Below are 11,299 nucleotides of genomic sequence, written 5' to 3' on the forward strand. Positions count from 1 at the left end.
AGCGCGGCCGTGCACCGCCCCCCAGACTCGCCGAGGACTTCATGCCAATCCGTCATTGTATCGTTCACCTGATCGACAAGAAGCCCGATGGCAGCCCCGCCGTGCTGCACGCACGCGATACCGAACTGGGCGCCTCCGATGCCATCGAAAACCTGCTGGCCGACCTCAACGACAGCTACAACGCCAAGCAAGGCAAGGCGTGGGGCTTCTTCCACGGTGAATCGGGTGCCTACCCGCTCAGTGGCTGGTTGAAACAGTACCTGGAAGCAGAAAAGGACTTCGCCGCGTTCAGCCGCATCGCCGTCGAACACCTGCAAAAGCTGATGGAAGAGTCCAACCTGTCCACCGGCGGGCACATCCTGTTCGCCCACTACCAGCAAGGCATGACCGATTACCTGGCGATCGCCCTGCTGCACCACAGCGAAGGCGTGGCGGTGAACGCGGACCTCGACGTGACGCCATCGCGCCACCTGGACCTCGGCCAACTGCACCTGGCGGCGCGCATCAACCTGTCCGAGTGGAAGAACAACCAGAATTCCAAGCAGTACATCTCGTTCATCAAAGGCAAGAACGGCAAGAAAGTCTCCGACTACTTCCGTGACTTCATCGGCTGCCAGGAGGGCGTCGACGGCCCAGGTGAAACCCGTACCCTGCTCAAGGCCTTCAGCGACTTCGTCGAAAGCGAAGACTTGCCCGAGGCGTCGGCCCGCGAGAAGACCCAGACCCTGGTCGACTACGCCACCACCCAAACCAAGCTGGGCGAGCCGGTGACCCTTGAAGAACTGTCCAGCCTGATCGACGAAGACCGCCCGAAGGCGTTCTACGACCACATCCGCAACAAAGACTACGGCCTGTCGCCGGAGATCCCTGCCGACAAACGCACCCTCAACCAGTTCCGCCGCTTCACTGGGCGTGCAGAGGGGCTGTCGATCAGCTTCGAGGCGCACCTGCTGGGCGACAAGGTGGAGTATGACGAGGTGGCGGGGACCTTGATCATCAAGGGGCTGCCGACGCAGCTGATCGATCAGCTGAAGCGGCGCAAAGACTGATACCGCCCGGGGCGCGTAGCGCGCCCTAGGGGTTGCTGAACGAGGCCACCAGCGCCTCCTTGGCCGATTTACGCAGCCGCTTCACCAGCCGCTCCTGGCGCAGCGCTTCGCCTTTGTCGGGCCACTGCTCGACATACACCAGCGCCTGCGCCGGGCTGGTCTTGAAGTATCGCGCCCCCTGCCCTTTCTGATGCGCCAGAAAGCGCCGCTGCGGGTCATCACTGATCCCGCAATACAGTGACCCGTTGGCCGCCCGCACCAAGTAGACATACCAGGGTTTTACCGCCTGATCCGGCACTGCTTCACTCACGACGCCTGCTCTTTCCGTTAGTTGCCTTGGCTGTGCTGAAACGCCCGCAGCCCTTTGAACGCCTGCTGGCGTACCTTGTTCTGAATCAGCGGCGACCAGCCGAGCAGCACCCCGGGCGCCCCCAATGCCTGGCGCGACCAGCGCCAAAGGTCGAAGCTGTCGTCATGCTGGCAGATCAAGCCATCGCGAATGACAAAACGTGCCTGGATAGCGTTGACCACGGTACGGCCGGTCTGGCTGAACAGGTAGGTCGCGACCCAGTGCGCACTGCCACCGCGCTCGTCCGCACGGACGTTGTCGAAGGTCAGGGTGAAGTCCTTGGCGCGGGTGGTGAGCATCCGCCACATGTCGCCTGCATCCTTGCCGCGCAGGGTACCGAAGACCGGGTCGCTGAAGACGATATCGTCGCTGTAACAGGCCACCATGGCCTCGGCATCCAGCCGCTGGAAGGCCTGGTAGAAGCGGGTGATCAGGTCGCGGTTGGCGTCGCTCATGGGGCAGGTCCATCCTGGGATCGAAAGGTGCACGATAATCTGCTCGATGCGCTTACGCCAGTGCCGGCCCATTCGCGGGATAAGCCCGCTCCCACAGGATGGCAGGGCTTTCAGGCACTGCGGGCCCCTGTGGGAGCGGGCTTGTCCCGCGAATGGGCCGGCACTGGCACAATCAGTCTCAGACTTTTTCGCTGGTCACCTGCACATGCAACGCCCGCCCAGCCCCAAGCCCGAAAACAATGGCACCCAGGCCTAGCACGGCAAAGATCCACCCCAGTGCCGCCCAGCCACCGGTCAGGTCATGCACCACCCCCACCGCAAACGGCCCCATCGACGCCAGTGTGTAACCCACCCCTTGCGCCATGCTCGACAAGTTCGCCGCCACATGGGCGTCTTTGGAGCGCAGCACGATCAACGTCAATGCCAGGGCAAACGTCCCGCCCTGCCCCAGGCCCAGCAGCACCGCCCACCCCCACAGCCCGGAAATAGGCGCGTACAGGCAGCCAAACAGCCCGGCCAGGGTCACCAGCATGACAATCACGATGGCCAAGCGCTGGTCCTTGCCGCGCGTGGCCAGCCAGGGCGCACTGAGCGAGCTGATCAATTGCACGATCACCGAGCCCGACAGCACCAGCCCCGCCTCGGTTGGGCTCAGCCCACGACCCATCAGAATCGAAGGCAACCAACCGAAAACGATATAGGCCAGCGACGATTGCAGGCCCATGTACAAGGTCACCTGCCAGGCCAGTGGGTCACGCCACAGGCCACGCACTCGATAGGCAACCTTGTGCAGGCCGTGCCCCTGGCGCGCCTGCGGCAGCCAGACCAACATGGCCAACAGTGCCGGCACGGCCCAGAAGCCCAGCCCCAGCGCCCAGTTGCCTTCATAGTGCTGGGCCAGAGGCACCGTGGCGCCGGCCGCCATGGCCGCCCCCAGGCACAGCGCCATGGTGTAGACCCCGGTCAAGGTGCCGGCATGCTGTGGGAAGTCGCGCTTGACGATGCCCGGCAACAGCACGCCGATAATGCCAATGCTGGCGCCGGCCATGAGGCTGCCCAAGAACACCCCCGCCACCCCAAAGGCACTGCGCACCACAATGCCCAAGGCCAAGGCCAGGAGAATGCCGAGGATCACCCGCTCACTGCCAAAACGCCGCGCCAGCACCGGCGCCAGTGGCGCAAACAGGCCCAGGCACAGCACCGGCAAGGTGGTCAGCAAGCCAGCCTGCGAGGCGCTCAAACCCAGGCCATCGGACACCAGGCCCAGCACCGGCGCCATGCTCGACAAGGCCGGCCGCAGGTTCAGCGCCACCAATACCAGGCCCAGCAGCAACAGCCAGGGCCGGCGCAGCAGCACAGGCTGTTGCTGCACCTGCTCGTCATCGGCTTCGGCGTCGATCAGCAGTTCGTCGAGTTCCCGCTCGCCGGGCGGGTTGCTACGGGTCATTGATTCAGCCATGGGCTTCTCGTGGTCAGGATTCGATGAGGGTCCGGCTCAGGCGCTTGGCCCGCTCCGAATCACGTTGCTCGATGGCGTCGAGGATTTCCCCGTGCAGATCGAACGTGGACTGGCAGCGCGGAACAGTGGTCATGTTGTGCTGCAGCGCAGCGGCCACCACGCCGGAAAAGTACCGGTACAACTCACTCAATGCCGGGTTGTGGGCGGCATCCACCAAGCGCTGGTGAAACACCAGGTCGCAGCTCACATACGCATCGATGTCACCGTGAAAATGCCCGGCGCTGCCCGCAAGGGCTTCACGCAACCCGTGCAGGTCGGCGTCGGTGCGGCGCAGCGCTGCTAGGCCGATGGCCTCGGCTTCGAGGATATGGCGAGTCTCCCGCGCCTGCTCGGGGGTGCAGCGGGACATCGCCTGCACCGCCATCAACGGGTCCTGGGCGGTGCGCAGGTAACTGCCATCGCCCTGCCGTATTTCCACCAGGCCACTGAACGCCAGCACGCGCATGGCCTCACGCACGGTATTGCGGCTGATGCCCAGTTCCTGGGCCAGCTCCGGCTCAGTCGGCAGGCGCTGCCCTACTTGCCAGTCGCCGTTGAGGATGCGCTCGCGCATGCGCTCCACGGCAAGTTCGACCAGGGAACGCTTGGTCAGCTCTACGCTCATTACATTCAACCAATCATCCGATGAATTGCTGCAGCCTAATGGAAAGCCCTCTGAACAGCAAACCACCTGGTATTTCTGCCAGTTGTGAGCAGCACGCTTTATTGCAACGCTCGCTCTACCGTTCCGGGATGCCCCTTCATGCGATTATCAGCCCTGCTTCTGATGACACTGACGCTACTGGCAGCTTGCGACCCGGCGCAGCCTGCGCGCCAACCGAAAACCCTGATCATCGGTATCGAAGGCGTGCAACTCGACCGTTACGAAGCATTGGGCGACGCCAGCAATCTGCAGCAACGCCTGTATTACGGCAGCGCCTACACCGGCGGCATCACCGGCAAGGCCAGCGAACAACCAACGCTCAGCGGCCCTGGCTGGGTCACCCTGCTCACCGGGGTCTGGAGCAACAAGCATGGCGTTGGCTCGAATGCCGAGTCGCTGCGGGTCTCCCCGGCCTTCCCTAGCCTGTTCAAACGCCTGCGCCAGGCGCTGCCCACCGCCTACCTGTCCAGTGTGGTGAACTGGTCGCCGATCAACACCGCGTTCCTGCTCGAGGACGCCCACGGCAACGACGTACGCGAGAGTGGCCTATCCGACGATAACGTCATCGCGCGGGCGCTGCAGATACTAGAGACCACGCCCGCCGACTTCACCTTCATTCAGCTGGGCGAACCTGATGAAGCCGGCCACAACGGTGGCTTCGACAACCGCTACCAGCTGGCACTGCGAAAGGCCGACAACCAAGTGGGGGAACTGCTGGACGCGGTCGACCTACGCAGCCGCCGCCATCTGCGTGAAGACTGGCTGGTGATTGTCAGCACGGACCATGGCCGCGACTATTGGGGCAAAGGCCATGGCGGCGTCACAGAACAGGAAAAGACCATCTTCATCGCCAGCAATAAACCGCTGAACAAAGAACTGACCCAGCCCAGCATTCCGAAAGAAAACCCAGGGCCAAACAACCTGTACCGTCTGCCTGCGCAGACCTCAGTTGCACCCACCGTCCTGCGCCACATGGGCGTGGCACTAGAGCCGAAATGGCTACTCGACGGCACACCCCTGCTCGGTAACACGGGCGCTCGCAAAGCAAGGGCCGATGAAGCCACTGCCCGCCTGCGCTGGCACAGTACCGCCAAGGGCTACGTGACCATCCTCAAGAACGGGCATGTGGTTGCACAAGTACCGGCTGGGGCCGAGCAGTGGACCGACCCGGACGGTATGGATGACGTCAACGACTATGTGCTGCTACTCGATGGCACCCCGGCAGCCATACGCAACAGGCCTGCCGGCATGCCGTACAGCATCGAGGAAATAGCCTATTGAGAGCCAGGTTCAGCCCTTGAAGCAAAAACCCCGCCTGGCAGCCGATGCCAGGCGGGGTCAGATCGAAGCAGGCGGCTGCTTGAGCCTACCTTGATCAGTTCAGCGCATCGAGCAACGCCTGGTTCATTTCCGGCGTACCGATGGTAATCCGCAGGAACTGGGCAATCCGCGCCTGCTTGAAGTGCCGCACGATCACGCCTTGCTCACGCAAGCGAGCCGCCAACTCGGCCGCATCCTGCTGCGGGTGACGGGCGAAGATGAAGTTGGCCGCCGACGGCAGCACCTCGAAGCCCTTGGCCGTCAGTTGCTCGACCAGCACTTCACGGCTGTCGATCACCTTGCGGCAGGTTTCTTCGAAGTAGGCACGGTCTTCGAACGCCACGGCTGCACCGACGATCGCCGCACGGTCCAGCGGGTAGGAGTTGAAGCTGTTCTTGATCCGCTCCAGCGCTTCGATCAGGTCCGGGTGGCCCACTGCCAAGCCAACGCGCAGGCCAGCCAGCGAACGGGACTTGGACAGGGTCTGGGTCACCAGCAGGTTGTCGTAGCGGTCTACCAGGCTGATGGCCGTCTCGCCACCAAAGTCGATGTAGGCCTCATCCACCACCACCACCGAATCCGGGTTGCCCTGCAGCAGCTGCTCGACCGCTTGCAGCGGCATCAGGCAGCCGGTCGGCGCATTCGGGTTGGGGAAGATGATTCCGGCATTCGGCTTTTTGTAGTCCTCGACGCGGATCTGGAACTGCTCGTCCAGCGCCACTTGCTCGTAGGCAATGCCGTACAGGCCGCAGTACACCGGATAGAAGCTGTAGCTGATGTCCGGGAACAGCAGCGGTGCATCGTGCTGGAACAGGCCGTGGAAGATGTGCGCCAGCACCTCGTCCGAACCGTTGCCGACAAACACCTGCCCCGGGGTGACGCCGTAGTACTCGGCCACCGCCTGCTTGAGCCGGTCACCGTTCGGGTCCGGGTACAGGCGCAGGTTGTCGTTCAGCTCGCCGCGCATGGCTTCCAGCGCCTTGGGCGACGGGCCATAGGGGTTCTCGTTGGTGTTGAGCTTGACCAGGCGGGCCAGCTTGGGTTGCTCGCCCGGCACGTAAGGCACCAGGTCCTTGACGAAGGGGCTCCAGAATCGACTCATGCTCAGTTCCCCTTCTCTTGGGTCAGGATACGGTATTCAGCACTGCGGGCGTGGGCGGTCAGCGACTCGCCACGGGCCAGGACCGAAGCGGTGTGCCCCAGCTCGGACGCGCCTTGCTCGGAGCAGAAGATGATCGACGAACGCTTCTGGAAGTCATACACCCCCAGTGGCGACGAAAAGCGCGCGGTGCCGGAAGTTGGCAACACGTGGTTGGGGCCTGCGCAGTAGTCACCCAGTGCTTCACTGGTGTGGCGGCCCATGAAGATCGCACCGGCGTGGCGAATCTGCGGCAACCAGGCCTGCGGGTCGGCGACTGACAGCTCCAAGTGCTCAGGAGCGATGCGGTTGGCCACGTCGATGGCCTGCTGCATGTCACGCACCTGGATCAGCGCGCCGCGGCCATTGACCGATTTCTCGATGATCTCGGCGCGTTCCATGGTCGGCAGCAGCTTGTCGATGCTGGCGGCAACGCGGTCGAGGAACTCAGCGTCCGGGCTGACCAGGATGGCCTGGGCGTCTTCGTCGTGCTCGGCCTGGGAGAACAGGTCCATGGCGATCCAGTCCGGGTCGGTCTGGCCGTCACACACCACGAGAATTTCCGACGGGCCGGCGATCATGTCGATGCCGACCTGGCCGAACACGTGGCGCTTGGCGGTAGCGACATAGATGTTGCCCGGGCCGACGATCTTGTCCACCTGCGGCACGCTCTCGGTGCCATAAGCCAGCGCGGCGACGGCCTGTGCGCCACCCACGGTGAACACACGGTCGACACCGGCGATGCAGGCAGCGGCCAGCACCAGTTCGTTGACCTCGCCACGCGGGGTCGGCACCACCATGACCACTTCGGTCACGCCTGCAACCTTGGCCGGAATGGCGTTCATCAGTACCGAGGACGGGTACGACGCCTTGCCACCTGGTACGTACAGGCCTGCGCGGTCCAGCGGCGTGACCTTCTGGCCCAGCACGGTGCCGTCAGCTTCGGTGTACTGCCAGGAATCCTGCTTTTGCCGCTCGTGGTAGATGCGCACGCGCTCGGCGGCTTTTTCCAGGGCTGCACGCTGGGTGTCGGTAATGCGCGTGAGGGCAAGCTCAAGGCGTTCACGGCCGAGAATCAGGTCATCAATGGACTTAGCATCGACACCATCGAAGCGCTGGGTGAACTCCACCAGCGCCGCGTCGCCGCGCTCACGCACGGCCTTGATGATGTCGAGCACGCGCTGGTTGACCGCGTCATCGGACACACTTTCCCAGCTCAGCAGATGATCCAGATGTCGGGCGAAATCCGGATCAGCGGCGTTGAGACGGGCAATTGCAGTGGACACGGTCATGGCGAGGGCCTCGATTATTAGCGAATGCTCAGGCGCCCTAGGCTACCAGTCCATCCGCGCGGGCACCCGAGAAAAGTGGCTATGACGCGGATAGACGGGCGCGACAGCGGAGGTCGCGCGCAGGAGTCAGCCGCGGTGTCGCGATTCGACGGCCTTGCGCAGGGTGTCGATCAAGCTCTGGATACGGGCGTGCTGCATCTTCATCGATGCTTTGTTGACCACCAGGCGAGAGCTGATCGTGGCGATCATTTCCTGGGGTTCCAGGCCATTGGCGCGCAGGGTGTTGCCAGTGTCGACCACGTCGATGATCTTGTCGGCGAGGTTGATCAGGGGTGCCAGTTCCATCGAGCCGTACAGCTTGATGATGTCGACCTGACGGCCTTGCTCGGCGTAATAACGCTTGGCGACGTTGACGAACTTGGTGGCCACGCGCAGACGGCCCTTGGGCTCAGGTGCGCCGACCACGCCAGCGGTCATCAGCTTGCAGCAGGCAATCTGCAGGTCCAGCGGCTCGTACAGGCCCTGGCCGCCGTACTCCATCAGCACGTCCTTGCCAGCCACACCGAGGTCGGCGGCGCCATGCTCGACGTAGGTCGGCACGTCAGTGGCACGCACGATCAGCAGGCGCACGTCGTCCTGCGTGGTGGGGATGATCAGTTTACGGCTCTTGTCCGGGTTCTCGGTCGGCACGATACCGGCCTCGGCCAGCAATGGCAGGGTATCGTCGAGAATTCGGCCTTTGGATAGCGCGATGGTCAACATGGGAAACGTCGGTCCTTAAGCGGCTACTGCCGGCCGGGCCTAGGCCCGACCTTATTCAATTCGTGTGTGGGAGCGGGCTAGCCCCGCGAACACCGGCAACGCCGGTGCCATACACCGCAGTGCCTCCTTCGCGGGACAAGCCCGCCCCCACATCGTGCGCCTGCGGGCTATTAACCCGGTACTCGGCGGATCTTGGCGCCCAGCATCTGCAGTTTTTCCTCGATGCACTCGTAACCACGGTCGATGTGGTAGATGCGATCGATCAGCGTATCGCCTTCAGCCACCAGCGCCGACAGTACCAGGCTGGCGGAAGCACGCAGGTCGGTGGCCATGACTGGCGCGCCCTTCAGCGTCTTGACGCCGGTGACGATGGCGGTGTTGCCTTCGACCTGGATCTGCGCGCCCATGCGGTGCATTTCGTAGACGTGCATGAAGCGGTTTTCGAAGATCGTCTCGATCACCGCGCCAGTGCCTTCGGCGATGGCGTTGAGCGAGATGAACTGCGCCTGCATGTCTGTCGGGAACGCTGGGTACGGCGCGGTACGCAGGTTGACAGCCTTGGGCCGCTTGCCGTGCATGTCCAGCTCGATCCAGTCTTCACCGGTGGTAATGTCGGCGCCCGCTTCCTTGAGTTTTTCCAGTACCGCTTCAAGGATGGTCGGGTCGGTGTCCTTGACCTTGACGCGGCCGCCGGTGACGGCTGCGGCGACCAGGTAGGTACCGGTTTCGATACGGTCGGGCATGACGCGGTAAGTGGCCGAGTGCAGACGCTCGACGCCTTCGATGGTGATGGTGTCGGTGCCAGCGCCCTGAACATTGCCGCCCATGGCGTTGATGAAGTTGGCCAAGTCGACCACTTCAGGTTCACGGGCAGCGTTTTGCAGCACGCTGCGGCCTTTGGCCAGGGCAGCGGCCATCATGATGTTCTCGGTACCGGTCACGCTGACGGTGTCGAAGAAGAAGTGCGCACCGCGCAGGCCACCTTCAGGCGCCTTGGCCTTGATGTAGCCAGCTTCGACTTCGATCTTCGCACCCATGGCTTCAAGGCCACGGATGTGCAGGTCGACAGGGCGCGAACCGATGGCGCAACCGCCAGGCAGGGCTACTTCAGCCTCGCCGAAACGTGCAACCATCGGGCCCAGCACCAGGATCGAGGCGCGCATGGTCTTGACCAGCTCGTACGGCGCGACCAGCGTCTTGATGGTGCGTGGGTCGATTTCCACAGACAGCTTCTCGTCGATCACAGGCTCGATGCCCATGCGCCCGAACAGCTCGATCATGGTGGTGATGTCATGCAGGTGCGGCAGGTTGGCCACAGTGACCGGGCCGTCAGCCAGCAGGGTCGCCGCCAGAATCGGCAATGCCGCGTTCTTCGCGCCCGAAATGCGGATCTCGCCGTCAAGGCGAGCGCCGCCAGTAATAATCAGTTTGTCCATTGGAGTCTCGCCGCCAAGTTGGCTCAGGTGCGCTCAGCCCAGGCTGCGCTGCTGAAAAATTTCATGGTTACCGCATGGATGCTGCCATTGGCGATCCAGGGATTAAGGTGAGCATAGATCGCCTGCTGACGCTTGACCGGGCTCAGGCCAGCCAACTCGTCGCTGATCACGTTCAATTGGAAGTTGCAGCCTTCGCCTTCAACTTCGACCCGGGATCCCGGCAATTTTTCTTCAAGGAAGCTTTTAACTTCTACGGCCTGCATGCTCAACCTCAATCGGCGCCCGATGCGCACGGGTCGGCCATCATACAAAAAAGCCCCTCGCCTGCGAAGCCCACTGAGGGCGTGCGCTGACCGAGGGGCCATTCTTCAGTGTATTGCCATCAAGTAGCCAGCACTTCATCGAGGTCATAGACCCCGGCAATTTCCCGCATGTCGTCGGGCATACCGCGTACTTCGAAGGCCTTGCCGGCCGCCTGGGCATCGCGGATAAACGCCAGCAGCAGCGACAGGCCGACGCTGGACGATTTCGCCACGGCCGAGCAATCCAGCACCATGTGCGGCTCGCGCGAGGCGTCGATCAATGCCTTGCCTTGCTTGCGCAAGGCCGGGCCGCTGCGATAGTCCAGCACGCCGGTCAAACGCAGTACGCCCGGCTCGGCCATGCTTACGCCAGCCTCACTCATTGCACTGCCTTCTCGGGCGACTTATCGGCGGTTTCCTTGGCCTTGGCCACTTCACCGGCCCAACCGTCGATGGTCTTGTCCAGGTTGTTGCCGTTGCGCTGCATGGCATCGGCGAACTGGTCGCGGAACAGTTTGCCGATGTTGATGCCGTTGACGATGACGTTACGCACCTTCCACTCGCCGGCAATGTTTTCCAGGGTGTACTGCACCGGGTACACGGCGCCGTTGTTGCCGGTCACCTTCATGCCGACGCTGGCACGCTTGCCGTCATCAGCCTTGGCCGGGTCAACGACGATGCCCTGGTTGTTGTATTCCAGCAGGGCGTTGCCATAGAACTGCATCAGGCTGCGCTTGAAGTTCTCCTGGAAGCGCTGCATCTGCTCAGGCGTGGCCTTGCGCGAATACTTCACGGTCATGATGCTGCGGGAAATGCCGTCAGCGTCCACCACCGGGCCAAGGATGCGGTTGAGCGCATCGTAGAAGGCGTTGGGGTTGGACTTGTACTGATCCTTGTTGGCCTTGAGGTCGCCAAGCAATTCGTTGGTCGTGCCTTGCACCACATCGTGAGGCGTCTGCGCCGCCACGGTCAGCAAAGGGAAGGCCGCCAGCAGGACCAGCAGGCCACGTCGCAGGATCGAAATCATGGAAACT

At 63.0% G+C, this 11,299-nt stretch carries 13 protein-coding genes; 2 read left to right on the forward strand and 11 right to left on the reverse strand.

The features are described 5' to 3' along the window. Positions 1-41 precede the first annotated feature (41 nt). Positions 42-1,049, forward strand: a complete 1,008-nt coding sequence (gene yejK / locus AB7M33_RS03840) for a nucleoid-associated protein YejK (protein ID WP_027595625.1) — start codon at positions 42-44, stop codon at positions 1,047-1,049. 25 nt (positions 1,050-1,074) lie between these two features. Here yejK and AB7M33_RS03845 read toward each other — a convergent pair whose 3' ends face one another. The 4 genes from AB7M33_RS03845 to AB7M33_RS03860 all read right to left on the reverse strand — a co-directional run bounded on the left by AB7M33_RS03845 (position 1,075) and on the right by AB7M33_RS03860 (position 3,976). Next, positions 1,075-1,359: a GIY-YIG nuclease family protein gene (locus AB7M33_RS03845; protein ID WP_085272663.1), complete on the reverse strand. Its 285-nt coding sequence runs from the start codon at positions 1,357-1,359 to the stop codon at positions 1,075-1,077. A 17-nt stretch (positions 1,360-1,376) separates the two neighbouring features. Beyond that, positions 1,377-1,853, reverse strand: coding sequence for a nuclear transport factor 2 family protein (locus tag AB7M33_RS03850; RefSeq protein ID WP_027595623.1), 477 nt, complete (start codon positions 1,851-1,853; stop codon positions 1,377-1,379). Positions 1,854-2,031: 178 nt separating this feature from the next. Next, positions 2,032-3,312, reverse strand: a complete 1,281-nt coding sequence (locus AB7M33_RS03855; RefSeq protein ID WP_454242445.1) for a CynX/NimT family MFS transporter — start codon at positions 3,310-3,312, stop codon at positions 2,032-2,034. Between the two features lie 13 nt (positions 3,313-3,325). Beyond that, positions 3,326-3,976 carry a FadR/GntR family transcriptional regulator gene (locus AB7M33_RS03860; RefSeq protein ID WP_099453009.1) on the reverse strand — a complete coding sequence of 217 codons (651 nt, stop codon included), beginning with the start codon at positions 3,974-3,976 and terminating at the stop codon, positions 3,326-3,328. 138 nt (positions 3,977-4,114) lie between these two features. Here AB7M33_RS03860 and AB7M33_RS03865 point away from each other — a divergent pair, with 138 nt between their 5' ends. After that, positions 4,115-5,296 carry an alkaline phosphatase family protein gene (locus tag AB7M33_RS03865; protein ID WP_454242446.1) on the forward strand — a complete coding sequence of 394 codons (1,182 nt, stop codon included), beginning with the start codon at positions 4,115-4,117 and terminating at the stop codon, positions 5,294-5,296. 94 nt (positions 5,297-5,390) lie between these two features. Here AB7M33_RS03865 and hisC read toward each other — a convergent pair whose 3' ends face one another. From hisC to AB7M33_RS03900, 7 genes are all read right to left on the reverse strand, one after another. Further along, on the reverse strand, positions 5,391-6,437 hold the full coding sequence (hisC, locus tag AB7M33_RS03870) for a histidinol-phosphate transaminase (protein ID WP_027595619.1): 1,047 nt from the start codon (positions 6,435-6,437) through the stop codon (positions 5,391-5,393). Positions 6,438-6,439: 2 nt separating this feature from the next. Continuing rightward, complete coding sequence (gene hisD / locus AB7M33_RS03875; RefSeq protein ID WP_027595618.1) at positions 6,440-7,765, reverse strand: histidinol dehydrogenase; 1,326 nt, start codon at positions 7,763-7,765, stop codon at positions 6,440-6,442. 126 nt (positions 7,766-7,891) lie between these two features. Continuing rightward, positions 7,892-8,527: an ATP phosphoribosyltransferase gene (gene hisG / locus AB7M33_RS03880; RefSeq protein ID WP_033701084.1), complete on the reverse strand. Its 636-nt coding sequence runs from the start codon at positions 8,525-8,527 to the stop codon at positions 7,892-7,894. A gap of 170 nt (positions 8,528-8,697) precedes the next feature. Beyond that, positions 8,698-9,963 (reverse strand): UDP-N-acetylglucosamine 1-carboxyvinyltransferase, encoded by a 1,266-nt coding sequence (murA, locus tag AB7M33_RS03885; protein ID WP_099428396.1) that lies wholly within the window; start codon positions 9,961-9,963, stop codon positions 8,698-8,700. A 23-nt stretch (positions 9,964-9,986) separates the two neighbouring features. Then, positions 9,987-10,226, reverse strand: coding sequence for a BolA family protein (locus AB7M33_RS03890; RefSeq protein ID WP_003255121.1), 240 nt, complete (start codon positions 10,224-10,226; stop codon positions 9,987-9,989). 119 nt (positions 10,227-10,345) lie between these two features. Continuing rightward, a complete protein-coding gene (locus AB7M33_RS03895; RefSeq protein WP_027595615.1) occupies positions 10,346-10,648 on the reverse strand; it encodes an STAS domain-containing protein in 303 nt (100 codons plus the stop codon). Next, positions 10,645-11,292 carry an MlaC/ttg2D family ABC transporter substrate-binding protein gene (locus tag AB7M33_RS03900; protein WP_186675639.1) on the reverse strand — a complete coding sequence of 216 codons (648 nt, stop codon included), beginning with the start codon at positions 11,290-11,292 and terminating at the stop codon, positions 10,645-10,647. Before AB7M33_RS03900 ends, AB7M33_RS03895 begins: the two co-directional genes overlap by 4 nt. Between the last annotated feature and the right edge of the window lie 7 nt (positions 11,293-11,299).

This window comes from Pseudomonas sp. Y3 TE3536, from assembly GCF_053629175.1.

Bases quoted from the DNA above. Each gene is read 5' to 3' on its own strand.
- AB7M33_RS03860 (WP_099453009.1), bottom strand. From the start codon at position 3,976: ATGAGCGTAGAGCTGACCAAGCGTTCCCTGGTCGAACTTGCCGTGGAG.
- AB7M33_RS03855 (WP_454242445.1), bottom strand. From the start codon at position 3,312: ATGGCTGAATCAATGACCCGTAGCAACCCGCCCGGCGAGCGGGAACTC.
- hisC (WP_027595619.1), bottom strand. From the start codon at position 6,437: ATGAGTCGATTCTGGAGCCCCTTCGTCAAGGACCTGGTGCCTTACGTG.
- AB7M33_RS03895 (WP_027595615.1), bottom strand. From the start codon at position 10,648: ATGAGTGAGGCTGGCGTAAGCATGGCCGAGCCGGGCGTACTGCGTTTG.
- murA (WP_099428396.1), bottom strand. From the start codon at position 9,963: ATGGACAAACTGATTATTACTGGCGGCGCTCGCCTTGACGGCGAGATC.
- hisG (WP_033701084.1), bottom strand. From the start codon at position 8,527: ATGTTGACCATCGCGCTATCCAAAGGCCGAATTCTCGACGATACCCTG.
- AB7M33_RS03890 (WP_003255121.1), bottom strand. From the start codon at position 10,226: ATGCAGGCCGTAGAAGTTAAAAGCTTCCTTGAAGAAAAATTGCCGGGA.
- AB7M33_RS03865 (WP_454242446.1), top strand. From the start codon at position 4,115: ATGCGATTATCAGCCCTGCTTCTGATGACACTGACGCTACTGGCAGCT.
- AB7M33_RS03900 (WP_186675639.1), bottom strand. From the start codon at position 11,292: ATGATTTCGATCCTGCGACGTGGCCTGCTGGTCCTGCTGGCGGCCTTC.
- yejK (WP_027595625.1), top strand. From the start codon at position 42: ATGCCAATCCGTCATTGTATCGTTCACCTGATCGACAAGAAGCCCGAT.
- AB7M33_RS03850 (WP_027595623.1), bottom strand. From the start codon at position 1,853: ATGAGCGACGCCAACCGCGACCTGATCACCCGCTTCTACCAGGCCTTC.
- hisD (WP_027595618.1), bottom strand. From the start codon at position 7,765: ATGACCGTGTCCACTGCAATTGCCCGTCTCAACGCCGCTGATCCGGAT.